The following is a 24,160-nucleotide window of genomic DNA, read 5'->3' on the forward strand; positions in this document are numbered from 1 at the left end:
GGCCTCATCGTGCCAGCCGCTGGGCGGCACGGATGATCAGAACCGTGGCGCCTGCGATCAGCGTCACAACCAGCATCGTGGTGACGGAGAGTGCAGCACCCAGCGGCCAATTGGAGGCCTTGCCGAATTGCGCCTGGATGGCATTGGCGATCATGACGCCGTCCTTGCCGCCGACAAGCTTCGGCGTGACGTAATCGCCGACCGTCGGGATCATGACGATCAGCGCTGCCGAAATGATACCGGGCGCCGAAAGCGGCAGCGTCACGCGCAGGAAGGAACGGACAGGGCCATCGCCGAGGTCCGTGGCCGCCTCGACCAGCGTGCGGTCGATTTTTTCCAGCGAGACGAAGATCGGCAGGATGGCGAAGGCTGCCCAGGCGTGGGTCAGCGTGATGATGACGGCAGTCGAATTGTAAAGCAGCGCGGTCGACGGCTCGTCGATGATGCCAAGGCCCATCAGGCCGGAATTGAGCACGCCATTATAGCCGAGGATGACCTTCCACGACATTACCCGCAGCAGATAGCTGGTCCAGAACGGGATGGTGATCAGGAACAGCCACAGGCCCTTGTGGCGGCCGCCGTGGAACGAGATGAAATAGGCGATCGGATAGGCGAGCACGACCGTGAAGAAGCTCACCGTCAGCGAGATGTAGAGCGAGCGCCACAGCAGGTCGCGATAGATCGGCTCGGTCAGCGCAAGGCGGTAGTTTTCAAGCGTGAAGGTATGGTCGACAGTGAGGTAATTCTGCGTCCAGAAGGAGTGCGCGATGACCGCCAGGATCGGCAGCACCAGAAGTATCAGCGCATAGACGAAGGTCGGGCTGATCAGGGCAAGACCCTGAACGGGTTCTGATTGCAGAAGGGCGTTTCGCCTCGCCCGCGTCATGCCGAAAGCGGGCGACCCTTCCGCGGCCACCATCATTGCAGGCCCTCGGGCAGGGTCTCCGGCGTGATTTCGGTTGCTGGCGCGGACTGTCCTGCCATGCGGCATCCCATTGCTGGAACCGGCTATCTGTTCCCACTTTATGCCCAGGGCGCAATCGTGCTCCGAGCTTGCCGGCTTTCTTTCATCATGCGCGCATCGGCGGATTGAAATCAAGCGCTATTTCTGCAATATTGATTGAACGGCCATTCAAAATGAACGAAGAAAGCCGAGCTTTCCTGGAGCGTGAACCAGCTTCGTGTCCGGTGAAATTGCGGCATACAATGCGAGGCGAAGATGGCGGCGGCAAGAAACATCACTTCGACCGAAATGGCTGGAGCCGGCGCTCAGGATGCCGTCGAACTGGCCAAGCGCCATCTTGTCCAGCCCTGGCCGTTCGCCGGCTCGGTCGGCGCGGAGGCACGCGCCCTGATCGGCACGGGCGAGGGCATCTACATCACCGATGCCACCGGCAAGCGGCTGATCGACGGACCGGCGGGCATGTGGTGCATCAATGTCGGCCACCGTCGCGAAGAGCTCGCCAAGGTAATGTACGACCAGGCGATGGCGCTGTCCTACAACACGCCGTGGTACACGATGAATGCGCCGTCGGCGGAACTGGCCATGCGAATCGCCGGCCACGCGCCGGGCGATCTCAGCCATGTTTTCTTCACCACGGGCGGCTCCTCGGCGGTCGAGACGGCGCTGCGCTTTATGCAATTTTACAACAATGTGCGCGGCCGCCCGGAAAAGAAGCTGATCCTGAGCCGGGGCGGCGCGTATCACGGCTCGACCTATCTGTCGGCCTCGCTTAACGGGCGTCCGCGCGACCGTGACTGGATGGATGGCGCAGACGAGCTGGTCGTCAAATTGTCCTCACCCGATCCGTTCCGCCGTCCGAAGGGCATGAGCGTTGCCGCTTTCACCGATGCGCTGGTCGCCGAATTCCGCGACACAGTCGCCCGCGTCGGCGCCGAGAGGATCGGTGCTTTCGTCGGCGAGCCGGTGCAGGCATCAGGCGGGGTCATCGTGCCGCCCGAAGGCTATCTCCAGCGCATCCGGCAGATCTGCCGCGACAACGACATCCTCTATGTTTCCGACGAGGTGGTGACCGCCTTCGGCCGGCTCGGCCATGTCTTTGCCTCCGGCGAGGTGTTCGGCATCGAGCCCGACATGATCACCTTCGCCAAGGGTGTGACCTCAGGCTATTTCCCGCTCGGCGGCGTCATCCTTTCGGAACGGCTGCTGGAGGAGCTGCGCCGCTCGAACCATCCAGACGCCATGTTCGGCCATGGCCTGACCTACACCAGCCATCCGGTCGGCTGCGCGGTGGCGCTGAAGAACCTCGATATTCTGGAAGAAAGCGTGCTGGCCCATACGCGCGAGGTCGCGCCCTACTTCCAGGCGCAACTGAAGACGCTGGAGGAATTGCCGCTGGTCGGTGAGGTGCGCGGCATGGGGCTGATGGGCTGCGTCGAATGCGTCGCCGACCGCGACAGCAAGGATCCACTGCAGCTCGACAAGGATGTCGGCAAACGCATCGACGCGCATTGCCACGAGCTCGGCCTGTTGGTCCGGCCACTGATCAACATGTGCGTGATGTCGCCGCCATTGATCATCACGCGCGAGCAGATCGACGACATGGTGTCGATCCTGCGCGAAGGCATTTCGCGCACGATGGACGATCTGCGCCGGGAAGGCGTCTGGCGGGGATAAGCGTTTATCGCCGGCAATCTCGCCATTGCTGACAGCGGTCGTCCGCGCTTACGATGTGCGGCAGGGCCTCGATCGCTTGCATCTGGCCGCGTTTCTGGGGAAACAAACATTGACCGACCTATCGGACCTGTTCGGCCTCGCGGGCAAAACCGCCTTCATTTCCGGATCGAGCCGTGGCATCGGCTTCGCCATGGCGAAAGCTCTGGCGAGTGCCGGCGCGACGGTGATCATCAATGGGCGGGACGAAGACCACGTTCAAAAGGCACTCGGATCGTTGGCCGAATCCGGTATCCAGGCGATCGGCTCCACCTTCGACGTGACCGTGGCTGAAGACGTCGAGCGTGAAATCGGCAGGCTGGAAGCAGAGCGCGGCCCGATCGATATTCTCGTCAACAATGCCGGCATGCAGCACCGCGCGCCATTCGCCGATTTCCCGCTCGACATGTTCGACAGATTGATGCGGACAAACCTTTACAGTGCATTCTATGTCACCCGGCCGGTGGTCCGCTCGATGATGGCCCGCAAGACCGGATCCATAATCAACATATGTTCGGTGCAAAGCGAACTGGGGCGTTCCTCGATCGTGCCATACACGGCATCGAAGGGTGCGATGAAAATGCTGACCAAGGGGCTTGCCACCGAGCTTGGCCCACACGGCATCAGAGTCAATGGTATCGGCCCAGGCTACTTCCGGACAGAACTGAACGAGGCGCTGGTGCAAGACGCCGAGTTTTCGCGCTGGCTGGTCGGGCGCACACCGCTGGCAAGGTGGGGCGAAGTCGACGAACTGGGCGGCGCCGCGATCTTCCTGGCTTCCGACGCATCGAGCTTCATGACGGGCCAGATCATCTATGTCGACGGCGGCATGACCGGCTCGGTGTGAGCGCGGTTATCGCTGTCAGTGCGTGGGAGATCGGTCGACCTCGAGCCGCCCTGCAAAAGGCAGAGCCGTCATTTGCACACTCTTACCTTGACCGCTAAGCTTCTCCGGCTGGGGTATTTTCCTCAGATCACATTCGCCATCCCAAGGACCCCATGACACCCGACACAGCAGCGCGCGAACAGTTCGCCATCGATCTCGCGCGGCGCGCTGGCGCGCTCGGCCTGAAATATTTTCGCGATCTCGACAGCCTCGCCATCGAGAGCAAAGGTCATCAGGATATGGTTTCGCAGGCCGACCGCGAGGTCGAGCTGTTCATCCGCGCGGCAATGAAAGCCGCCTACCCGACCGATGGAATTGTCGGCGAGGAGCATGCCTCGGTCACCGGATCGAGCGGGCATGTCTGGGTGATAGATCCGATCGACGGCACCGCGAACTTCGTGCGGGGCATTCCGGCCTGGTGTGTGGTCATCGCTTGCGCCAAGGACGGCGACACTGTCGTGGGCGTCATCCACGAACCCTCCACGGGCGAGACTTTTCATTGCCGTAAGGGCGGCGGCGCCTTTCTCGACGGCAAGCCGATCAGGGCAAGCGCGGCCACCAGCCTGACCGACGGTTCGTTGGGCACCGGGTTTTCCAACCGCGCCGATATGCAAAACGTCGCCACGCTCATCGGCTTGCTGTTTTCCAAAGGCGGCGTGTTTTTCCGTAACGCATCCGGTGCGCTGATGCTCGCCTATGTGGCCGCTGGCAGGCTGCTCGGCTATGTCGAAGAGCATATGAACGCGTGGGACTGCCTGGCAGGCATGCTCCTGGTGGAAGAAGCCGGCGGCACGATCGTCAAGCCCGACCCAAAGACGGTGCTGGAAGGAGGCGCGCTGGTGATTTGCGGCGGCAGCGGCGTGTTCGCCCAGATCCGCCAACTCTGCGTGCAATCCTTCAAGCTTTGATCAGAACCGGTCCGCGCTCCGGAAAGCCGATCCCGACGCTGTCGCCTGCCTGAAATGGCGCATCGATATTGGGCGATATTGCAAACACCTGGCCGTGCGGTGTGCCGATGATCAGTTCGAGATGGCTACCGACATAGGTGACCTTTTCGAGACTGCCGGCGATCGTCCGCGGCGTGCCGGCAGCCCCGATCCCGATCCGGCTCGGCCGGACCGCCAGCTTCGCCGGGCCGGCCCGGTGGCCACGCGCCGGCAGTTTCAAGGCCAGCGAACCCAGCCGGACGGTGGCTTCATCGCCTTCTACCGAAACCACCTCGCAATCCAGGATATTGGCTTCGCCGATGAAATCGGCGACGAAAGCGTTGGCCGGCGCGTCATAGAGTTCGCGCGGCGTACCGTCCTGTGCGATCACGGCTTTGTTCATGACGATGATACGGTCCGAAACCGCCAGCGCCTCTTCCTGGTCATGCGTGACATAGACCACCGTCAGCCCGAGCTTGGTCTGGATTTCCCTGATTTCCTCGCGCACGTGTCGACGTAGCTTGGCGTCGAGATTTGAGAGCGGCTCGTCGAACAGCAGCACTTGCGGTTCGAGCACCAGCGCCCGCGCCACCGCCACGCGCTGCTGCTGGCCGCCAGACAATTCGCTGGGCAGGCGCGCCTCGAAACCGGTCAGGCCGACCATTTCCAGCCCGGCACGGGCACGCGACGCAGCCTCCTTCTTGTCATGGCCGGAGAAGCGCAAGCCATAGGAGACGTTCTCCATCACCGTCATATGCGGGAACAGCGCATAGGATTGGAAAACCATGGACACGTCGCGGTCGGTAGCGGGCAGGCGCGTGACGTCTTTGCCGCCGATCAGAATGCGGCCGCTGGAAGGCATTTCGAGTCCGGCGATCATGCGCAACGTCGTCGTCTTGCCGCAGCCGGACGGCCCGAGAAGCGTCACCAGCTTGCCGGCTTCGATCGCAAGCGAGATGTCGTCGACCGCCGCCGTGCTGGCGCCCGGATATGTCTTGGTGACATGGTCGAAGGTCACCGAGGCGGCGTTGCCGCGAATTTCGGCCATCACCCAGCTCCTGCTATCGTCGTCGGGCCGCCTGCCGTTCCGGGCAGGCTGACATTGGTGCGCACGCTCCAGCCGTCGCCCGGCTGGATGCCGCGCCGGCCGATATTGCGGCTGCCGACAACCAGCTGCATCAGGCCGATCACCATCAACATGACGACGATAAGCACCGTCGAATAGGCGATGGCGATGCCGTATTCATTGTTCTCGACACGTCCCACGATGTAGCTGGTCGAAAGATCGTAGCGCGCGCTGACCAGGAAAATGACGGCGCTGATCGCGGTCATGGCGCGCACGAAGGAATAGACGAGCGCCGCCAGCATTGCCGATCTCAGCAAAGGCAGGATGACGCGTCTGAAGGTCTGCCACGAGTTGGCGCCAAGCGTCAGCGAGGATTCATCCAGGCTGCGGTCGATCTGCGACATCGAGGCGACGCCGGCGCGCACGCCCACCGGCATGTTGCGGAAGATGAACGACAATACGAGGATGATGCCGGTCCCGGTCAGTTCGATCGGCGGCACGTTGAAGGCAATGATGTAGCTGACGCCGATTACGGTTCCCGGAATCGCGAACGAGAGCATGGTCGCGAATTCGAAGGCATTCTTGCCGCGGAAATTCTGGCGGACCAGAAGGTAGGCGGTCAGAAGCCCTATTCCGGCCGTCAGCGGCGCCGATATCAGCGCGATCTCCATGGTCGTCCAGAAGGAGCTCCATGCCGAGCCCGACCAGTGGATGCCGAACTCATTCCAGCCGACGGAAAACGCCTTCCTGTAGTGCTCCAATGTGAGGCTCTGGTCGACCCCCCAGAGCTTGACGAAGCTGCCGTAGAAGATCACCGCGTAGACCAGCACCGTGAAGGCCGTCCACAGTCCGGCGATGACATAGAGCGCGTATGTCAGCCCGCCCGGCAGGCGCGGATGGACGCCGGCGTCGCCCTTGCCAGTGACGGTGGTGTAAGGGCGCCTGCCGATCCAGAAGCGCTGGGCATAAAACGCGCCGAGCGTGAAGGCCAGCAGCACCAGCGCCAGGATCGCGGCAAGTGCCGCATCGTTCTGCGCGCCGACGATGGCGAAGAAGATTTCCGTCGACAGCACGTCGTAATTGCCGCTCAGCACCAGCGGATTGCCGAAATCGGCCATGCTCTCGATGAAGCCGAGCAGAAAGGCGTTGGCCAGGCCCGGCCGCATCAGCGGCAGGGATACGGTCCAAAAGGTCTGCCAGCGGCTGGCTCGGAGCGTCTGCGAGGCCTCTTCCATGGACGGGCTGACGCCTTCGACGACGCCGATCAGCACCAGGAAAGCAATCGGCGTGAAGGCGAGGACCTGGGCGATGAGCAGGCCGGGAAGTCCATATACCCACCGTGTCGGCTGAATGCCGAAGACGCCGGCGACGCTCTGCGTCACCGCGCCCGACAGTCCGAACAACAGGATGATGGCGAGACCGATGACAAAAGCCGGCGTGATGATCGGCAACACGGTCAGCGCGCGCAGCAGCTTGCTAAAGCGGAAACCGGTACGGGTCACGACCAGCGCGAACACCAGCCCCAGAAACATGGTCAGCAGGCCGACGAGCACGGCCAGCAGCAGCGAATTCCAGGCCACGCCGCAGCGGCTGCCGTCGGCAAGACAAGCCAGGCTCCACAGCCGCGAACTGAACAGTTTGGCCAGGAACGCGACAGGCGAGTAGCCGCCATCGTCGGTCTGCATGGCATTGGCCAGCATCATCAGGATCGGCATGAAGATGAAAATGGCAACCATGGCGACGACAAAGCCGATCGAGCCGACGACGAAGACGTCACCAGAGATGGCGCCGCGCGCGGCAACACCCAGGGTGAAAAGGAACAGAAAGGCACCGCTGACCAGCAAGGCGGCGTAGCCCATGCCGAATTGGCGGTCGCCAAGTTCGCCGAACAGGCTGGTGAGCCAGCCGAACTGCCAGCCGCGCAGCCCGATGGCGAAGCCCTGGAACAACAGCCAGCCAAATCCGGCGGCGCCGACAATGATCAGCAGTCGGCTGAAAAACGGATCGGATTTGGTGCGCCCCCACAGAAGCAGCGGCACCGCCAGCAGCAAGCCGAGCGGCGCCAGCCACAGTTTCTCGCCCTTGAGGGCCAGAATCAGGGCCGGCGCGAACTCGCTGTCGGACGGGTAACCGTCGAACAGCCAGGAAAAGCCGAAGAACCCGTCCTCGATGCCGTACCAAGGCAGCACGGCAAACCCCAGCCATCCGACCGCCATCCAAAGGAGGGCGACCGGTTCAATGGGCCAGCGGGTTTCGCGGAAGCGCATCTGCTATTGCGGCAGCGATGCGACCTCCTCGTCCCATTTTTTCAGCAGCCGCTTGCGCTCTTCGCTCGAGCCATACTTCTTGAAGTCATAGTCGATCAGCTTGATGGTGGAGAGGTCGGGCGCCTTGTCGGAGGTTTTTGCCGCCTTGTTCGACGGAACCTGGAACGACCCCGCCTTTTGCGCCATGGACTGGACGTCGGCCTCGAGCGCCCAGTCATAGAATTTTTTCGCAGCCTCCAGGTTCCGCGCCCCCTTGATGATCGATTCCGAGCCGATCTCGTAGCCGGTTCCCTCGCAGGGAGTGACCGGAACGATCGGGAAACCTGCGACGACCTGCGACACGGCGTCGTGGATGAAGACGATGCCGATGGTGGTCTCGCCGAGACCGGCGGCCTTGATGGGCGCCGAGCCCGACTTGGTGTACTGGTTAACGTTCTTGTGCAGGGCTTTCATGTATTCGAAACCCTTGTCCTCGCCAAACAGCTGAACGATGGTCGCCAGCATATTGTATGCGGTCCCCGAGGAATTGGGGTTGGCGACCTGGATGTGCCCCTTGTATTCGGGCTTGATCAGATCGGCCCAGCATTTCGGTTCGGGAAGATTGCTCTTGGCCAGCAGATCCTTGTTGTAGCCGAAGCCCAGCGCACCCGAATAGATGCCGACAGTGCGGTGGCCGGATGTTTCCGCCTGCTTGATCGCCCATGGCTGCAACTGGTCGAGCAGCGGCGATTCATATTCCTCGGTCAGGCCCTCCTCGGCTGCCTGCAGATGCGGGTCGCCGGTGCCGCCCCACCAGATGTCTCCCTTTGGGTTGGCGGCCTCAGCGCGCAATTGCGCATAGATTTCGCCAGCGCTCTTGCGGGTCATATTGACGGTGATGCCGGTCTTCTCCTCGAACGCCCGTGCCGTCTGCTGGCACCAGACCTCATCGACGCCGCAATACATGGTCAGGCTTTCGGCGGACGCCGATGCCGACGCGGCGGCGAGGATGCCGGCGCCAAGAATTGCCCTTTTTATCATGTTGAAATTCCTCCCTAAGTTATTTGCCGACTTATGAAACCCAGATACGCGGAAAATTCAAGTTGGAAGGGTGCGGCGGCCTTTGCGTCTTTCGCCGACTTCCCGCTCAACATGTTCGACAGACTGATGCGGATCAATCTTTGCAGTCACCTGGCGGATCGTCCAGCGCTGCTGAACATCCTTATACGATGGCCCGGTCCCAACCGCCATAATGCGCGGCGCTGCGCGTGCCGCGCGGCAGGCTGAGCCCGACCAGCAGCGCTCCGATCGCCAGATTGGCTAGGCTCGCCGCCGCACCGCCGGCGAGGATAAAGGGAGAGAGGGCGATCCAGGCTCCAAGCGCGATGTTCAGAAAGCGGACGGCGCGCGCCACTTCGGCCATCGCAGTAACGGCGACCATTATGACCAGGCAGCCGGTGACATGGTCGCTGAAGTAGAGCGGCGGGCTTGTGCCGAAGGCGAGCGGCGTGATCATCAGCAGAGCGCCGGCGAGGGTGCTGGCGACTAGGGTCCATGGGAAGTTCACACCGCCGGTCACGAAGTCCCGCGCCACTTCCGACAGCGGCCGGTCGAGATCCGGCGCCGGCGTCTGGTCCTCCGAAAGTGCCGGGCCTCCGCACCAGAATGTGCGCCAGAACGGCTCTCCCGCCTGTTTCGCACGCCAAAGATACTGGCAGCTCGCCAGCACCTCGTCGACCGAATAGGGGATGAGCACGACGGTGACGGCAGCCTGGACGATGCAGAGCGTGCACAGCGCTCCGATGAGCGGCGGCTGGATGATGATGAAGCTGACGCTGACCACGCCGAGCGGGACGACCAGCAAGCCGAACAAAAGCACCATCCACGGCATCGTGCGCCAGCGGCGGCGGTCGCCGATCGCGCCGGCGAGAATGTCCAGCGCATAGGCAAAGGCGCCCAGACCGGCATCGGCGATCGGAAAGCCCTTGGAGACCCAGGAGGTGACCACCGCGTCGCTGCCATTGCCGGCCGGCGTTTCGCCCGGGCCGAAGAACGGTTCCCAAAGGCCATCGATATGGCCAAGCTGATAGGCAGCGAGATAACGCGAGACGAACAGGCCGACAAAGGCGAGGCCGATTATGGGAATGCGCTGGGTGAAGAGCGAGGGCGAATAGCTCCAGCCGAGCGGCCGGTCGTCATCGGCGGCAAGGGCACGCCGGCTGATACCCGGCGTTGGCGGGACCATCACCGCGAACGCGACGATCAGCATGCCGGCCAGCGTGTCGGTCGCGTAGGCTCCGGCGCTGGTGGTCCAGAACAGGAGCGGCGCGAACATCACCCAAACCCCAATCGAGGCGGTGATCCATTGCAGTCCGTGCCAGCGCCGGCGCATGCCTACAAGCGCCAGCGACAGGATGGCGAGGCCGGATACGATCTCACTGATGCCGAGCCTGCCGTCGCGCGTCTCCGGCGAGGCGATCTCATGTCCGAGCGCCGGCGGAATCGGTGCTGAAGCGGGATCGAACAGGCCGAGCGTGAAGGGCGCCGCCACGAGCCACAGTCCGATGGCAACATTGGTCAGTGGCGCCCAGAGCGTTGCGGCCCGGTGGCGTTCGGTTTCCACCTCGACCTCGTCGTCTGAGCGCTCGAGCGGACGCCGCAGCCTTGCGGCGGCCTGGTCGAGTTCGGGCGCGGAAGCGGCGACCGCCGACGGTTCAAGCTTGTTCTTCTTGTACCAGTCGGTGGGATCCGCCTTCAGCCGCCGGATCATTTCCGGCAAGGTAGCGGTCAGGCTGTGCCGCGGCTTCCAGCCAAGCAGCCGCCTGGCGCGGGAGATGTCGATCTCGTAGTGATCGTCGGCGTTCTCGATCATCCATGGCTTGATGTCGGTCTCCTGGTCGAAAACCTTCTCCTGCATCCAGGCGCCGAGCTTCGTCACCTCCTTGGGCAGGGACAGGGTCCGCCAGGTCTCGCCATGCAGGAGCCGCCCAATCTGCTTCTGCATCTCGTCGTAGGACGGTGTCTGCTCTTCGCCGATCAGCAGTACGGTCTCGTCGGGAAGCTCGCTGCGCCGGTCGACGGTGCGCACTACGGCGTCGACGAGGTCGTCCAGGTGCAGGTAAGGCTGTCCGGTGGTGATGTCGCCGGTGAAAAGATAGGCGGTCGGCATGCGCTCGAAAATGCGGGCGATCTGCTGGGCGATGAAGGCGGCGTGGCAATCCTCGTCATAGACACCCGCCAGTCGCAGGATCGCAACCTTGATGTCGCCGTGCTCCTTCAGGATCAGTGTCTCGGTCTCGGCCTTCGATCTCGGATAGGCCCAGGCCGGATCGATCGGCGATCGCTCGTTGATCTTGGCGCCCTTCGCCGGGCTCGGCGCATGCACCAGCAACGTGCTCGAAAACACGAACTGCTCCGTCTCGAGCCCCCTCAGCGCGTTCAGCAGCCGGCGCGTTCCCTCGACGGTCACCGCGCCGTATTTCGGATTATCCTCGCCGGTCGTGTCGTAATAGGCCGCGAGATGGATCACCGAGGCAATGCGGCCGCCACTCCGTTCGCGCACCTCGGCCAGCGCCTTCGCCGCGCTCGTATCCGAGGTAAGGTCGATCTCGATCGTCTCGACGCCGGGCAAGGACCGCCTGGCAACATCAAGGCCGATGATGTCGTGGCGCTCCGTCAGGCCGCGAGCGATGGCCTGGCCCAGAAACCCGCTGCTGCCTGTGATCAGGACGGTGGGACGGGTTTTGCCGGTCATGGCGAATCTCCTTGGCGGTAGCGAGATGAAAGGGGCCAAATGCTTTCAGTCGCACACTCGGAACCATGTTCGTTGAGAACGGTTCCCGATGAGGTGGCATCACGGAATGGATGCGCGCGGCGATCCGTCAGACCGACTGCCATTCGCTCCGGCGGATTGCATTCGTGCACAAGTGCAGGACGACCGCCATTGGCCTACCGGTCGCGAAGTGCAGCAGTCAGAATGTCGATCAGCAGCTTGCCGCAGCGACGATCTGGATCGCGGTCGGGATCATAGATCGTCACCTCCATCCCAATCACGCGTGAATCATTGCACCATGTGCGAAGAGCTTCGACGGCTTCGTCGGGCAAGACACCGCCGGCTTCCGGCGTATCGACAGCCGACATGATCTCGCTGTCCAGCACGTCGACATCGAAGTGAACGAATACACCCTCGACGTCCTGCCCTGCGACCGCGTCAAGCGCTACGCGTGCAGCATCGGCGACGCCGCGCCGCCGCACTTCAGCCAAATCCATCCGGTGAACATCGGTGTCGAAGACGGCCTTGGACGTGTAAGTCGCGGGGTCCTGCACATCGCGGTAGCCGAATGCGACCACGTCGGCCTCACGGAACAAAGGAGTGTGCTCGCCGAAATCGGTCAGGAGCTTCGGTCCATGGCCGGTCACGAAGGCCAAATCCATGCCCGCGGCTCCCTTTGAGGGCGACGTATCCGGCAATTTGAAATCCGTGTGCCCATCGAAAAAGATAAGGCCGTAGCGGCCACGACGCCGTAGCGCGAGCGCGGGGCCAAGCAACACGCTGCAATCGCCGCCGAGTATGAGCAGGAACCCTCCCGAGTTCAGCTCCTCGCCGACGCCTTCGGCAAGCGTCTCGGAATACTGGCGCAGCGCCTGGGCATTGCGCACGCCCGTCGCAGGGTCCACCTCAGGCCGATAGGGCGGAGCCCGAACCGTGCGCAACGGACCGGCGCCCAAACGGTTGGCAAGACCAAGCGATTGAAGTACCTCCGGCGCCTTCCATGCGCCGGGCTCCGGCTCACCCTCCTGCGGCATCAGCCCAAGATTAGAGGGCGCGCCGAGCAAAGCGATATGTCTCGCCTGAGGGGTGGTTCGTGGCATTGTCGTGCTGGCTACTGAGGACATGATCAGAGTTCTCCGCGTTGTGGGCAATAGGCATCTGCTCAAGAAACAGGCTGCGCTTTCCTCCCGGTCTCCCGTCGACTTTGCCGCCGAGTACCTCCGGGGCCTTGCCGCCGAGTACCTCTGGGTCGGTGTTACGCGTAAGGGAACATTTCGAGCGAAGACGTCGATGTTGTCCCGCAGATGCAGTCACTGATTCGCCTTGGGCAGCGGCACCGTCCCACGCTGCAGGAGCGGAGCTCGATACCGGTCGTTTGGGCCATATCGGGTTTCCTAGAGCCGAACTGCCATCTTTGAACTATGCGTGGTGTGCCCGCGTTCTGGCGGCCTTTTGCGCCGCCGCCTTCCTTCCGCTGGCGCCTTTCGTCTCGGCGGCTTTCTTTGCGGCTGCGGAACGCTCCTCAGCCGTCCGGCGCGAGGCCGCACGCTTTGCCTGCTGCGCCAGCGCCTCGTGCGACGCTGTGCTCTTCGGCTCGTGCTCGAGCACCTTGGAGACGGCTTTCGAGACCCGCGGGCGGCGTTTCGGCGTGCGTTCGCCCTGGCCGGCCTCATAGGCGTATTCGGCGCTTTTGCGCGTGCTCTCCTTCACCTTGCCCTTTTTGGGCGGGGGCAGGTCTACGCCTGCGCGTCTCGCCTCGGAAAGCCCGATGGCGATAGCCTGCTGGGTCGAGCGCGCGCCGTGCTCGCCGCGGCGGATTTTATCGATCTCCGTGCACGAACTCGCCGGCCTGCGTGCTCGGCGATTTGCCCTCGCGCTTGTCCTTTCGGGCCTTCTCGATGGTTTTCTTGTCCGGCATTGTCTTTCTCCCAACTAGGGGTTGCGACAGCCATTTGGGTTGCAGCTGCGCGCTGTTTTACGAGGACCTTAACGCGTTGAGGACGCAAATGATCCCGGGACTGGTGATCCAACCTCCAGCTGTCAGGACGTGGACGCCGATCTGTCCGAAATCAGATGGCGCAAGAACCATCGGCTCGCGAGATCCGCGACTTCGTCCAGCGCTGCCATGGGCGAAGAGCACAAGGCCGCGGGCATCCGGGGTAACGAAAGATTGCCCTCGTGCGTGATAGGCCCCGCGGGAACATGCACGACGTGCTCGCTATCCCGGTCCATATCCACCTCCGCTATGTCGATCTGGTGCCAGGCGCCGGACCCGCACTCGCGTGCCCAGCCAATTCCTCTTCGGAAGCGGCAGGTTTGTCGGAAGCGGAAGGCTTGGGCACGGACCTGGCGAGGAGCGCGCGGACCTCTTCATCGCTCGTCTGTGAGAAATCCACGTACCACCGCCCGACACCGAGCAGCGGCTCTGGTGTCGTCGCGCAAACGACCTCGTCGGCGTCCGCCCGCATCGCGTCGCAAGTGTCGGGGCTACCGACGGGAACGGCCGCGACGAAATGGGCGGCGTGGTTTTTTCGCAGCGCCTTGATCCCGGCCCGCATGGTCGATCCGGTCGCAAGCCCGTCATCCACGAGGATAATGGTTCGTCCATTCAACTGCGGTGGGGGTCGCCCGTTCCTATAGAGGTGCTCGCGGCGCAGAAGCTCTTTTTCCTCCTTTGCGGCGACCGCGTCGATGACATGTGGCGGGATCGCGAGACCGCTGACGATTTCGTCGTTCAGGACACGTACGCCTGCGGGCGCGATCGCTCCCATGGCCAGCTCCTCGTGACCGGGGACGCCGAGCTTGCGCACGACGAAGACGTCGAGCGGTGCCTTGAGCGCCTGCGCGACCTCGTAGCCGACCGGCACGCCGCCTCTGGGCAGCGCCAACACGGTCACGTCGTCGCGCCCGGCAAAGCGAACGAGCTCTCCGGCGAGTCGCCGCCCGGCCTCGCGGCGATCTGAAAAGATGATAGCCATGATCTTCAATCCGCGTGCATCTGTTTTTCCGGTGGATGTTTTTCACCAGCCTGCGGCGACATCCCGTGGGATGGCTGCGACGCCGGTTACCGTTTTGGAACTCGCTCGCTGCCTGGACGTTCCAAGAATAGTTTCAATCGCGAGGTGCCGGCACGTGCATTGGCGCGGGATCGAGAGGATAGCGATCGCACAAGCCTCGTCCGGCCAGCTGGCAATCTCGCGATGCGCGGCAACAGGGCGATTGGCGACTTGTTGCCTCAGCAATCAGAGAGAGGAAATATTCCCATGCAAGTTCAGGAGATCATGAGCCGTCGGACCGAACTGGTCGGCCCGAACACGACAATCAGGGATGCCGCCCGGAAAATGCGGGCCGACAATCTCGGTGCCCTTCCGGTCGGCGAGAATGACAGGCTGGTCGGCATGGTGACGGACCGCGACATCGTGATGCGCGGCGTCGCCGAGGAGCGCTCAGCCGGCAACACGACCGTTCGCGAGGTCATGTCCGAGCATGTCTATTGGTGCTTCGACGATGCCGATATCACCGATGCGGCGAAGATCATGGCCAAGCATCAGGTGCGTCGTCTTCCGGTGATCAACCACGACAAGCGCCTCGTCGGCGTCATTGCCCTGGCCGACCTCGGGCGGACCGATGAGGAAGCCGCCAAGATCGCTCTCGAAGGCGTTTCCGAGGCGACGGACGATCCCCGGCGCTAGACGCTCGCCCTGAGCGGTTGCCGCCGTGCTCGCCGCTCTCCTTCCACAGGGGCTGAACGCCGCCTGCTGAGGCAGCCTTCAGTTTGGCAACTATCGCGCTTTCACTTCTATGCGGCGTGTTTTGTCCTTTGCAGCGGGATTCTTCGGAAGCTCGACAGCCAAAACGCCGTTCCTGAAAGTGGCCTGCACCTTGTCGGCATCGATCTCCGTTTCCAGGAGGATGGTCCGCTGAAACCGGCCATAACTGCGTTCGCTGTAAGTGCGGCCGCCGTCGCCTTCCTTGTGCTCCGAACGCTTCTCGCCTGTAATGGAGAGGGTGTTGTCGCGCAGCTCGAGCTCAACATCCTTCTGCTCGAGCCCCGGCAATTCGGCGGTGACCTTATAGGCTTGGTCTGTTTCATATACGTCGACGCTCGGCCAAAGACCGCCCGCCGTAGTCGCTTCGGCCATTGGCGCAAAGAAGTCGTCGAACAGGCGATCAATCTGCCGGTGAAATGACGTGAGCGGGTCTCGCGCGGATGGGTAGAGGCTGCGCGATGGCGTCCTGGGCGCCAAATCGTGATGTGCCATGGTTCTTCTCCTGTTTCTCGTGTCTGCATCACTCGTCGCCATGTGATCGGCGACGGCAAATAAAACTCGTCCGCCCATGAGGATGTTCCGAGCGCCGGCCAAGAAAGGCGGTCGAAAAAACAGCGGCAAAAAGCCGGCCCGAATTCCCTCCTGGCGGAACCTCCGACAATGAATGCGCGTCAGGGCATGCCCATCGGGGAACAACGGGCAGGTACGGCTGTTTGGTCGTATCAGCCGTAGTCGGATTTGAATGGAAGGAGGATTTCGATGAACGCCACTGGACTCGACGTATTCGACAAGACGCTGCAGATCACGAACATCTGGCTCGACGAGATCATGGACGAGATTGGGCCGGATCGGCAGGTCGCCTGGCACGTTCTCGGAGCGGTGCTGCACGCCTTGCGGGACCGTATGCAGCCGGATCTTGCAGCGCACCTCGGCTCGCAGCTGCCGATTCTGGTGCGCGGCGCCTTCTATGACCAATATCAGCCTTCCAAAGCTCCCGAGAAGATGCGGTCGCTCGACGAGTTTCTGGCCAAGATCAAGGCGGAGCTGGAATTTACCCGTCCGGTCGATTCCAAGGATGCATTCAGGGTCGTGTCCAAGGTGCTCGCCCATCACGTCGGAGAAGGACAGATGCACAAGGTCTGCGAATCCCTGCCAGGAGAGATAAGACGCGTCGCCGAAGCTCAGCAAGCGCCGGGAACGGCGCGGCGCGGGTTTCTCGGTCGCAACCTCCTTGGGGAAATAGCAATGCCACTTACCCTTATCAGCCCGGCGTTCCCGGCAGGCGGAACAATTCCCGAAAAATATGCGCGTGACGGCCAGAACGTCTCGCCGCCGCTGAAGTGGTCCGGTGTTCCGGATGGTACCAAGAGCCTTGTTCTTGTCGTGCAGGATCCCGATGCACCAAGCGGGGTTTTCGCGCACTGGGCGGTCTTCAATATCCCGCCGGATGCCGGCGGACTCGCCGAGGCCGAAGACGGCAAGCCCGGCCCGTCGGCACTCAGGCAAGGCACCAACGATTTCGGCAATGCCTATTACGATGGTCCGCAGCCGCCTGCAGGGCACGGCGTCCACCATTACCACTTCCTACTGGCCGCGCTCGATGTGCCGAGCCTCAGCGTACCAGGACAGGCGGGCGTGCATCAGGTCTGGAAGCAAGCCCAGAAACACGCATTGGAGGAGACGGAGTTGGTCGGAACCTACGAACGGCCGGCGTGACGCGGGCCGCGCCGATCGCCGCCTTCACAGTGGCCGCCTTCACAATGTAATCTGGGCAAGCGGTTTTCGGGCAGGGCCGTGGATGACCGAACCGTCGGCGGCGAAGATCGAGCCGTGGCAGGGACAATCCCAGGTGTGGTCCACATTGTTCCAGGTTACGGTGCAGCCTTTGTGGGTGCAGGTCGCCGAAACCGCCTGGAGTGCGCCTTCGGTGTCTCTCCAGGCCGCAATCTTTTCGTCTCCCCTGACGATCACGCCACCCATGCCGGGCGCAATGTCGTGGGTGCTCGAGACGATCGATTGACTGCGGCCATTCTTGTGGAAGTCCTCGGGATAGGGCCGCGCCGGATCGTAGAGTTTTTGCCATGGGCTCGGGCGGGCGCAAATCAGGTCGGCGATCATCGTTCCCACGGCCGTCCCGTTGGTGATGCCCCAGGCGTTGAAGCCCGTGGCAATGCGGAAGCCGGCGGCCTTGGTGGGATCGGGTTCGCCGGCGTATGGGATCCTGTCGGCCGTATCATAGTCCTCGTTGCACCAGCGCCACGCGACGTCGCCGACCGGAAGGTTCTTTCTTGTCCATTTTTCCAGTTCGACAAACCGCTTCGCCAAGTCGCCATCCCAGCCGGTGTTGAATTTGGGGCCAAGCGTGACCAGCAGCGGACCTTCGGCATCACGGCCTGTGCGAATGGAATGCGTCGGCTCGTCGATGCCGATGAACATGCCGTCGACAGGGAGGGGATCATCGATCCGAAAGGCCATCACGGTGTGGCAGCGCGGTTGCGTCCGGTTCGCCATGCCGACGGGGCTCTTCACCGTCATGTTGGTGGAGACGACGACGTGCCCGGCATCAACGGCGCCGCCATCTGTGACGACGCGCCAGCGGCTTGCCTCGTCGATCGAGGTGGCGCGGCTGTTTTCAAAGATCCGACCGCCACGGGCCGTCACCGCTTCCGCCAGACCAACCAGATACATCGCCGGATTGAACTGCGCCTGGTCGGGGAACCGTAATGCCGCGGCCGTTTCGAAAGGCAGCGGTGCGCGTTCGAGAACCTCGGCCTCTAGCCCGACCTGGCGCGCGGCCTCCGCCTCGGCCGCGACCTCCGCGCGCCGGCGATCGTCGCAGGTGTAGGTATAGGCTTCCTTGCTCTCGAGATCGCAGGCGATGGCGTAGTTGTTAACCCAATCGCGGATTTGTCGGGCGCCGGCGGAATTCGCATCGGCGTAGACCTGGGCCAACTCCCGGCCGACAGTGTGGATGAGATGACGATAGATCAGCGTATGCTGCGTGGTGATCTTGGCCGTCGAGCGGCCGGTCACCTGGCCGCCCGTGCGCAGGCCTTCGAGGACGACCACCGATCGGCCCGCCTCGCAAAGCCGAAGCGCCGTCGTCAGCCCGACAATTCCAGCCCCCACGACAACGGCGTCCGCATGGATCGAACCTTCGAGCTGGGGATAGTTCGTGGATCTGGCTGCCGCCACCCAACAGCTTCCCGGTTTTCCCAAGAGAATGGCCATTTCAACCGCGTTCCTTGCGTCTCGGTGCACTTCCATCGACAACCGCGCCGGCAGAGGAACGTTCCCGAGCTTGGTCGCTTTCAATCATTGTCTCGCCACCCCGGGTCAGAAAAGCACCAGGAAGATGCGAGGTGCAGGCCATCACCCACGTGATCGCCTCGCGGTCGTATTCGTCGCCGGAGCGCCAGTCCTCGAAGAAGGCGTTCAGCCTATCGACACGCCCCGGCCAGATACCGGCGGCCTGCAGGCCGAGCGAAACGCCGTAATTGGTGAAGGCGAACTTGGTGTCGCCCAGCCATGGGGCACGGCTGAAATAGCCGGGCGGGTCGACCCACATCGTTTCCAGGCTTCGCAGGGAACGCCTCGTCTGGGCCTCGGCCCACGGCTCGTCGGGAAAGAAATGGGCGAGCCACAGCATCATGCCGAGGCCGAGGTCCTGCTCGATGTCGAGGGTGCGCCAATCGCGCTGCATCAGATCACGCATTTGCGCGATCTCGGGCGCCAGTGCGTCCTCATCGAGCGTCCGGTAAGAGACGTAGCCGTCATAGGCATCCATGCTGCCGAGACCGTAGCCAGGATATGGGCTGCTTAGATCCTCCTGCATCTTCCAGATCACACCGCGGCCGGGGACCACAAATGCCGGGTGAATGTCACGCGCCAGCGCAATGCCGCGCTTGCGGTATTCCGGCTTCAGATCGCCGAGGCGCGCCAAGGCGAACAGCCACATCGCGAGATAGTGGAAGTACTGGCCGTCGCGATCGGCCGCTTCGCCGATCCTCAGTCCGCGCCGGCGGCCGAGCACACGCTCGACATTGGCGACCAGCCGCTCGGCCGCGTCCAGCCAGCGCTGTTCGCCAGTTTCTGTGTAAAGCGAGACGTAGAGCACGACCCCGAATGCATCGGTCCACAGATATCGCAAGCCGTTGGGCCAGATGCCTTCGGCGCGCATCCAGTCGAGTTTTCGCAGGACGTAGTCGACGTCACGCAGCATCGTGCCAAAGCCCGAACTGGCCGAGCCGGCCGATGTTCGGTGTCGCGCGATTGTGAGCATGCAGAATTTCGAGCATGTCTCTCCTCCGTTGCGGTCGATCTGGCCAGATACCGCGAAACGATCTGATCGGCGGCAGGTTCCTTGGCGCTTTCAACGGCGCGACCGGGAACCCTCCGCCTAGTCATAAGTTTGCGAATTGGCCTTGGACGGTGCGGGGACCACGTGGCCCGAACTCATGCCCGGACTGGCCGAGCGGAGCAGTACAGAAAGCGACAATCGCGCGAACAAGACAAAGTGCACTGTCACCGTATTTGTGTTTTGGAAGTCAGTTGCCGCGTCTATTTTTCCACGGAACCTTCCAGCGAGAGCATCGTAAACAACGGGATGCGGGAGGTTGCAGCCTTTCGATCAAGGAGGCAAAATTGCGACACCGCCAAGTCAAAGTTAACGGAGACGCTATTTTCTTTCGCGAGGACGGCCCGGCCGACGCTCCGGTGCTTCTGCTGCCGCACGGCTATCCCTGCTCGTCCTATCAGTTTCGAAGGCTGATGCCTGGACTGGCAGATCGCTGGCACACGTTCGCGCCGGATTTTCTTGGCTTCGGTTACAGCGCCACGCCCGACATGGCTGCATTCGGCTACGATTTCGATGCCTATGCCGGGTTTCTGGCGGCTTTCGCTGACGCGCTCGGCCTATCCCGCTATGCGCTGTGGCTGCACGACTATGGCTCGCAGATCGGATTGCGCCACGCCATCGCCTATCCGGAGCGCGTTGCCGCGCTTATCATCCAGAACGGCGACATCTACGAAGACGTGCTCGGCCCGAAATACGCAGCCATCAAGATGTATTGGAACGATAAGACGTCCGAGAAGCATCGCCCGCTGGAAGATGCGGTCAGCGAGGAGGGCTTCCGGCACGAGTTCATCGGTGAAGTTGGCGAGGCCGTGGCCGAGCGCGTGCCACCGGATCTGTGGAAACTCCATTGGCCTCTGATGGACACGCCAGCCCGTCGGCGGCTTGCGGTCGGCCTGATGGAGAAGCTGGAGGGGAACCTCAACTGGTTCCCGAAATACCAAGCTTATCTGCGCAAACGGCAACCGCCGACACTGATCGTCTGGGGTCCCGAGGACGGCTATATGCCGGCCGCATCGGCCCGCGCCTACAAACGCGACTTGCCGCAAGCTGAGTTCCACCTCCTCGATGGCGCCGGCCACTGGCTTCTGGAAACCCATTTCGATGAGGCGCTTGCGTTGGTGCGCGACTTCCTTGCACGCGTCCACGGCTGATGACCGATGCATCCCTCGGGTAACCTATTGAAAGCATGGTGAACCGACCGGTCTGTGGCGAACCAGTCTCCGTTTGATATTTCCTGCTAACAGGCAAAAAGCAGGGTATTTGTGCGAATGCGCGCTTTGGGCGGGCAGAACATCAATATCTTGTCGCGATGTCAGCTACTTAGTGGGAGATTTCCTGCGCGAGGCGTCAGGGAATATCGACCAGATTTGCGTGAATATTCGCGGCCGCCGGTGAATTAACAGGGAAATCCGTTGTCGTTATGTGGGATGCGATTGCCGTTAGCTGGGATCGAATGTTCGTTATCCGGGAACGCGCTGCCGTCTTGCGGAAAATGAACGCGCAATAACGGTTCGAATCGCGCTTGCGAGGGAATGCAATGCTCTCACCCGGAAAGACCTTGTCATAGCGCGGGAGGCGATTGTCGACTCGCAAGAGGCTATCTCAAGGCGATGAGCAGTAACCGACGGCGGGGGTGAATAGGGGTATTTTGCTGACTTGGCCGTTCATGAGACGCAGAGTGTAGTTTACGATATCTCGGTTCTGGATCGAGGCCCGGCTTTGATCTGATGGACCTAGGCCGCTCGCCGTCGATCCGGCCAGTTGTTAGGTCCGCCGCTTCAACGAACTAGCTGAGCTGAGCTTAACGATTCGGTATTGATTTGAGCGTTTCGAACTCGATCAGGTCGAGGGTAGCTGTGGTGACCTCCTCTACTCGCACGCGATGCACACAGTAGACGCCACCGGGATTGTTCGGCTTGCACAAGTTGGGAGCAGCGCATTGGCAGGGCAGCCGAGGCGCCACGATCCGATGCGGAACTCCGAGCGGCCCCCAAATGTCCGGCGGTGTCAAGCCGTAAAGGCCGACGACAGGAGTCCCTACTGATGCCGCCAGATGCATGGAACCACTCTCATTTCCTAGAAAGATAACGGCGTCGCCAAGCAATGCCGTCAGTGCGACTAGCACCCCGTGCCGGGTCAACCTCGCCGTCGGGAAGTACCGACCGGTGCGGAACCAAGCGGATTCACGCTTGTCGGCAGCGGACGCCGGCGGTTGGCGGTCTGCACTCGAGCAGGCTCCCAATTAGCGAGACAAGCGTCCAGAGCGGAGGCCAATCTTGGCACGCGACTTCGCCAGCCTGAACGACCGCTCTCCTCGGCTTAGTCAAGCATACCTACGGAATGATGCGCCTGGCCGGTGACAAATGAATCTCTGCTGGACCGCCGATATGGGGAGGCGCTCGCAAATCGCGCCCTACGCGCGGGTTGATCTGTTGATCAACATCAAAGCTTGAATATGAGAAATGCGCCAACTGTGACGGCGGTGGTCACCGTGGCTCGAGTGTCAGCAGATGTGGTAAGGGTGAGTGTCGGCGAGTAGCAGAGGTCCAGCAACAATGACTTTGAGGCGAACCAGAGCTTACGGCACATCCGGCTTGGTTCTAGCGGTTTGCACTGTGTTTGCTTGGCAGAACGCCGCTGCCGCTCAAAATTGCGACGCAGCCGCGACGCCTGGCGTCAATTGGCAAGAGTGTGACAAGAAGCTTCTCATCCTAGATGGACAGGACCTGAGCGGGGCGAACCTGTTCGGTGTTGATTTCACTTCGACCGACCTCAGGAACACCAATCTCCGTGCGGCAAATCTTGAGAAGGCAACTCTTGTGCGTGCTTCCTTGGCCGACTCGACCGCCAAAGGCGCCCGGTTCGACAGAATCGAGGGCTACAGGACCGACTTCAGCCGTATGGACGCGCAGGGCGCTGTGTTTGCGAGCGCGGAAATGCAGCGCTCGAATTTCCAGGACGCCAATCTGACCAATGTTGATTTCACAAAGGCAGAACTGGGGCGTGCGCAGTTCCATGACGCCGATATCAGCGGCAGCCGCTTCTCGTTTGCCAATCTCGCACGGGCGGACTTCCGAGGAGCGAGGTTCACCGCGCCGATAGACTTTGACCGCGCCTTTTTCTTTCTGACCCGTATCGAGGGTGTCGATCTTTCCAATTCGGCGGGTCTGTCCCAGTGGCAGCTCAACATGGCTTGCGGAGACGCCCGGACCGAGTTGCCTTCTGGCTTGACGAGGCCTGAAGATTGGCCCTGTCAATTCCAGCAGGAATAGTTGTCGGCAAGCGAACTGCGGCAATGCTGCACCCGACAGGATTCGAACCTGTAACTTCTGCCTTCGGAGGGCGCAGATCGTCCGCCAAAGTGGCACGTTTCTGCGGTATTGCTATTGGCGAAATCGCGGCCGAAGGGTGTTTGTGCCCCTTCCGTTCACCGCTACCGGTTCAATCGAACCGGTAGCTCCTGTCCGAATAAGTGGCAGCAACTCTTGTATCGTCGAGAATGACTACCATCGTCGTGATTATCATTCAGAAGCCTGGCACCAACGCGTCGATCATACTCGCCTCGCAGCACTTGACATAGGCCGCGGCATCTTGGGGGCTTAAGCTTTCGTCGGTCAAACGCCTGTCGAATGCATCTAGAGTATCCGTCTTGGTCAAGGAAGGGATGGCGACCATTTCCGGTCGTCCCTGATGAGGGCGTTAGCGAGAACGACGAGCTTTCTCATGATGGCGGTTAAGGCGAGTTTTGCAGGTTTTCCGCCGTCTCGGAGGTCTTGGTATTTTGTCTTGAGTGACTGATTGAAACGGACCGCGACGAGGGCTGGCATGTAGAGCGCCTGCCTGACCGACGATCTTCCTCCCCGGATGAAGCACTTGCCCTTCCACTGCCCCGACTGGCGATCGACCGGTGCGAGGCCGGCGAGGCTTGCGACCTGCTTGTTGGCAAGGGTTCCCAACTTCGGCATGTCGGCGATGATGGCGAAGGCTGTGACTTCGCCAAGGCCTGGGATACTAGTGAGGATGTCGAAGCGACGGACAAGATCTGGCTCGCGGGCGACCAGCGTACGACATTCGGCGTCGATCGCATTGATCTGGGTGGTGATTTGCCTGAGCCGCTGCTCGGCCTGGCGCTTCAAAAGCGGGATGGTCAGGTTCTTCTGCCTGTTCTGCGCGGCGGTACGGTCCTTGACCAATGCGCGGGGGACTGTCGGGAATTCTGTGCGCGAGGCCATGATGATGGAAAGGAGAGAATCATCGCATGGCTATTGAGAAGGAACTTCTGGACCAACTGCTTGCCGGCCGCGATCCGAATGAGGTGTTTGCCAAGGACGGATTGCTCGACGACCTCACGAGCGCCGAACCGGGAGAACACCTCATGGGAACTGTCAGGAATTCTGTGCGCGAGGCCGGTTTCGTCATTGGCTGACGAACCTTTCGCCGAAGACGACGGCGAACTGGGTCTT

The 24,160-nt window shown here is 62.0% G+C and carries 21 protein-coding genes and 2 pseudogenes; 9 read left to right on the plus strand and 14 right to left on the minus strand.

Going from position 1 to position 24,160, the window contains the following annotated elements; genetic code table 11:
• Positions 1–4 precede the first annotated feature (4 nt).
• Entirely contained in the window at positions 5–922 is a 918-nt protein-coding gene (locus NKJ93_RS07670) for an ABC transporter permease (protein WP_352480838.1), read from the minus strand.
• A 297-nt stretch (positions 923–1,219) separates the two neighbouring features.
• Here NKJ93_RS07670 and NKJ93_RS07675 point away from each other — a divergent pair, with 297 nt between their 5' ends.
• The 3 genes from NKJ93_RS07675 to NKJ93_RS07685 all read left to right on the plus strand — a co-directional run bounded on the left by NKJ93_RS07675 (position 1,220) and on the right by NKJ93_RS07685 (position 4,468).
• The gene (locus tag NKJ93_RS07675) at positions 1,220–2,638 is read left to right on the plus strand and encodes an aminotransferase (protein ID WP_352588378.1); all 1,419 of its coding nucleotides are present in this window, start codon (positions 1,220–1,222) and stop codon (positions 2,636–2,638) included.
• Between the two features lie 109 nt (positions 2,639–2,747).
• On the plus strand, positions 2,748–3,521 hold the full coding sequence (locus NKJ93_RS07680; protein WP_031194526.1) for a glucose 1-dehydrogenase: 774 nt from the start codon (positions 2,748–2,750) through the stop codon (positions 3,519–3,521).
• 152 nt (positions 3,522–3,673) lie between these two features.
• Positions 3,674–4,468 (plus strand): inositol monophosphatase family protein, encoded by a 795-nt coding sequence (locus NKJ93_RS07685; RefSeq protein WP_352480835.1) that lies wholly within the window; start codon positions 3,674–3,676, stop codon positions 4,466–4,468.
• On the opposite strand, the gene NKJ93_RS07690 is transcribed toward NKJ93_RS07685, so the two are convergent.
• The 8 genes and pseudogenes from NKJ93_RS07690 to NKJ93_RS07725 all read right to left on the minus strand — a co-directional run bounded on the left by NKJ93_RS07690 (position 4,458) and on the right by NKJ93_RS07725 (position 14,548).
• Positions 4,458–5,534, minus strand: a complete 1,077-nt coding sequence (locus NKJ93_RS07690; RefSeq protein ID WP_352480834.1) for an ABC transporter ATP-binding protein — start codon at positions 5,532–5,534, stop codon at positions 4,458–4,460. The genes NKJ93_RS07685 and NKJ93_RS07690 overlap by 11 nt on opposite strands.
• Positions 5,534–7,819: an ABC transporter permease gene (locus tag NKJ93_RS07695; RefSeq protein WP_352588381.1), complete on the minus strand. Its 2,286-nt coding sequence runs from the start codon at positions 7,817–7,819 to the stop codon at positions 5,534–5,536. Before NKJ93_RS07695 ends, NKJ93_RS07690 begins: the two co-directional genes overlap by 1 nt.
• A 3-nt stretch (positions 7,820–7,822) precedes the next feature.
• Positions 7,823–8,839 (minus strand): ABC transporter substrate-binding protein, encoded by a 1,017-nt coding sequence (locus NKJ93_RS07700; RefSeq protein ID WP_352588384.1) that lies wholly within the window; start codon positions 8,837–8,839, stop codon positions 7,823–7,825.
• 181 nt (positions 8,840–9,020) lie between these two features.
• A complete protein-coding gene (locus NKJ93_RS07705) occupies positions 9,021–11,552 on the minus strand; it encodes an NAD-dependent epimerase/dehydratase family protein (RefSeq protein ID WP_352588387.1) in 2,532 nt (843 codons plus the stop codon).
• 194 nt (positions 11,553–11,746) lie between these two features.
• Positions 11,747–12,634, minus strand: coding sequence for an arginase family protein (locus tag NKJ93_RS07710; RefSeq protein ID WP_352588390.1), 888 nt, complete (start codon positions 12,632–12,634; stop codon positions 11,747–11,749).
• Between the two features lie 355 nt (positions 12,635–12,989).
• Complete coding sequence (locus NKJ93_RS07715; protein ID WP_352588429.1) at positions 12,990–13,280, minus strand: hypothetical protein; 291 nt, start codon at positions 13,278–13,280, stop codon at positions 12,990–12,992.
• 45 nt (positions 13,281–13,325) lie between these two features.
• Positions 13,326–13,397, minus strand: a pseudogene (locus NKJ93_RS07720) (DNA-binding protein); the annotation flags it as partial.
• 416 nt (positions 13,398–13,813) lie between these two features.
• Positions 13,814–14,548 (minus strand): phosphoribosyltransferase, encoded by a 735-nt coding sequence (locus NKJ93_RS07725; protein WP_352588393.1) that lies wholly within the window; start codon positions 14,546–14,548, stop codon positions 13,814–13,816.
• A gap of 285 nt (positions 14,549–14,833) precedes the next feature.
• On the opposite strand from NKJ93_RS07725, the gene NKJ93_RS07730 reads away from it, so the two are divergent.
• Positions 14,834–15,262: a CBS domain-containing protein gene (locus NKJ93_RS07730; RefSeq protein ID WP_023677862.1), complete on the plus strand. Its 429-nt coding sequence runs from the start codon at positions 14,834–14,836 to the stop codon at positions 15,260–15,262.
• A gap of 90 nt (positions 15,263–15,352) precedes the next feature.
• On the opposite strand, the gene NKJ93_RS07735 is transcribed toward NKJ93_RS07730, so the two are convergent.
• On the minus strand, positions 15,353–15,832 hold the full coding sequence (locus tag NKJ93_RS07735; RefSeq protein ID WP_352480830.1) for an Hsp20/alpha crystallin family protein: 480 nt from the start codon (positions 15,830–15,832) through the stop codon (positions 15,353–15,355).
• Between the two features lie 267 nt (positions 15,833–16,099).
• Here NKJ93_RS07735 and NKJ93_RS07740 point away from each other — a divergent pair.
• A pseudogene (locus NKJ93_RS07740) lies at positions 16,100–16,507 on the plus strand (DUF2267 domain-containing protein); the annotation flags it as partial.
• 78 nt (positions 16,508–16,585) lie between these two features.
• A complete protein-coding gene (locus NKJ93_RS07745) occupies positions 16,586–17,056 on the plus strand; it encodes a YbhB/YbcL family Raf kinase inhibitor-like protein (protein WP_023720888.1) in 471 nt (156 codons plus the stop codon).
• Positions 17,057–17,095: 39 nt separating this feature from the next.
• On the opposite strand, the gene NKJ93_RS07750 is transcribed toward NKJ93_RS07745, so the two are convergent.
• Both NKJ93_RS07750 and NKJ93_RS07755 read right to left on the minus strand, forming a co-directional pair.
• Positions 17,096–18,571 carry an FAD-dependent oxidoreductase gene (locus tag NKJ93_RS07750; RefSeq protein WP_352588396.1) on the minus strand — a complete coding sequence of 492 codons (1,476 nt, stop codon included), beginning with the start codon at positions 18,569–18,571 and terminating at the stop codon, positions 17,096–17,098.
• A gap of 1 nt (position 18,572) precedes the next feature.
• Entirely contained in the window at positions 18,573–19,622 is a 1,050-nt protein-coding gene (locus NKJ93_RS07755) for a hypothetical protein (protein WP_352494208.1), read from the minus strand.
• A 362-nt stretch (positions 19,623–19,984) separates the two neighbouring features.
• Here NKJ93_RS07755 and NKJ93_RS07760 point away from each other — a divergent pair, with 362 nt between their 5' ends.
• On the plus strand, positions 19,985–20,848 hold the full coding sequence (locus NKJ93_RS07760) for an alpha/beta fold hydrolase (protein ID WP_352588399.1): 864 nt from the start codon (positions 19,985–19,987) through the stop codon (positions 20,846–20,848).
• A gap of 650 nt (positions 20,849–21,498) precedes the next feature.
• On the opposite strand, the gene NKJ93_RS07765 is transcribed toward NKJ93_RS07760, so the two are convergent.
• The gene (locus NKJ93_RS07765; protein WP_352480825.1) at positions 21,499–21,822 is read right to left on the minus strand and encodes a glycosyltransferase family 9 protein; all 324 of its coding nucleotides are present in this window, start codon (positions 21,820–21,822) and stop codon (positions 21,499–21,501) included.
• A gap of 430 nt (positions 21,823–22,252) precedes the next feature.
• On the opposite strand from NKJ93_RS07765, the gene NKJ93_RS07770 reads away from it, so the two are divergent.
• Positions 22,253–22,969, plus strand: a complete 717-nt coding sequence (locus NKJ93_RS07770; protein ID WP_352588401.1) for a pentapeptide repeat-containing protein — start codon at positions 22,253–22,255, stop codon at positions 22,967–22,969.
• Positions 22,970–23,350: 381 nt separating this feature from the next.
• Here the strand turns inward: NKJ93_RS07770 and NKJ93_RS07775 are convergent, their stop codons facing one another.
• Complete coding sequence (locus tag NKJ93_RS07775) at positions 23,351–23,929, minus strand: transposase (protein WP_352588404.1); 579 nt, start codon at positions 23,927–23,929, stop codon at positions 23,351–23,353.
• Positions 23,930–23,955: 26 nt separating this feature from the next.
• Between NKJ93_RS07775 and NKJ93_RS07780 the strand changes: the two genes are divergently transcribed.
• Positions 23,956–24,123 carry a hypothetical protein gene (locus NKJ93_RS07780; RefSeq protein WP_352588432.1) on the plus strand — a complete coding sequence of 56 codons (168 nt, stop codon included), beginning with the start codon at positions 23,956–23,958 and terminating at the stop codon, positions 24,121–24,123.
• The last annotated feature ends 37 nt before the right edge of the window (positions 24,124–24,160 follow it).

Source organism: Mesorhizobium sp. M0028 (genome assembly GCF_040323855.1).
In the GTDB taxonomy this organism is placed as follows: domain Bacteria; phylum Pseudomonadota; class Alphaproteobacteria; order Rhizobiales; family Rhizobiaceae; genus Mesorhizobium.

Coding starts and splice junctions, on each gene's coding strand:
- NKJ93_RS07670 (WP_352480838.1), bottom strand. CDS start 922: ATGATGGTGGCCGCGGAAGGGTCGCCCGCTTTCGGCATGACGCGGGCG.
- NKJ93_RS07675 (WP_352588378.1), top strand. CDS start 1,220: ATGGCGGCGGCAAGAAACATCACTTCGACCGAAATGGCTGGAGCCGGC.
- NKJ93_RS07685 (WP_352480835.1), top strand. CDS start 3,674: ATGACACCCGACACAGCAGCGCGCGAACAGTTCGCCATCGATCTCGCG.
- NKJ93_RS07690 (WP_352480834.1), bottom strand. CDS start 5,534: ATGGCCGAAATTCGCGGCAACGCCGCCTCGGTGACCTTCGACCATGTC.
- NKJ93_RS07695 (WP_352588381.1), bottom strand. CDS start 7,819: ATGCGCTTCCGCGAAACCCGCTGGCCCATTGAACCGGTCGCCCTCCTT.
- NKJ93_RS07700 (WP_352588384.1), bottom strand. CDS start 8,839: ATGATAAAAAGGGCAATTCTTGGCGCCGGCATCCTCGCCGCCGCGTCG.
- NKJ93_RS07705 (WP_352588387.1), bottom strand. CDS start 11,552: ATGACCGGCAAAACCCGTCCCACCGTCCTGATCACAGGCAGCAGCGGG.
- NKJ93_RS07725 (WP_352588393.1), bottom strand. CDS start 14,548: ATGGCTATCATCTTTTCAGATCGCCGCGAGGCCGGGCGGCGACTCGCC.
- NKJ93_RS07730 (WP_023677862.1), top strand. CDS start 14,834: ATGCAAGTTCAGGAGATCATGAGCCGTCGGACCGAACTGGTCGGCCCG.
- NKJ93_RS07735 (WP_352480830.1), bottom strand. CDS start 15,832: ATGGCACATCACGATTTGGCGCCCAGGACGCCATCGCGCAGCCTCTAC.
- NKJ93_RS07745 (WP_023720888.1), top strand. CDS start 16,586: ATGCCACTTACCCTTATCAGCCCGGCGTTCCCGGCAGGCGGAACAATT.
- NKJ93_RS07750 (WP_352588396.1), bottom strand. CDS start 18,571: ATGGCCATTCTCTTGGGAAAACCGGGAAGCTGTTGGGTGGCGGCAGCC.
- NKJ93_RS07755 (WP_352494208.1), bottom strand. CDS start 19,622: ATGCTCACAATCGCGCGACACCGAACATCGGCCGGCTCGGCCAGTTCG.
- NKJ93_RS07770 (WP_352588401.1), top strand. CDS start 22,253: ATGACTTTGAGGCGAACCAGAGCTTACGGCACATCCGGCTTGGTTCTA.
- NKJ93_RS07775 (WP_352588404.1), bottom strand. CDS start 23,929: ATGGCCTCGCGCACAGAATTCCCGACAGTCCCCCGCGCATTGGTCAAG.
- NKJ93_RS07780 (WP_352588432.1), top strand. CDS start 23,956: ATGGCTATTGAGAAGGAACTTCTGGACCAACTGCTTGCCGGCCGCGAT.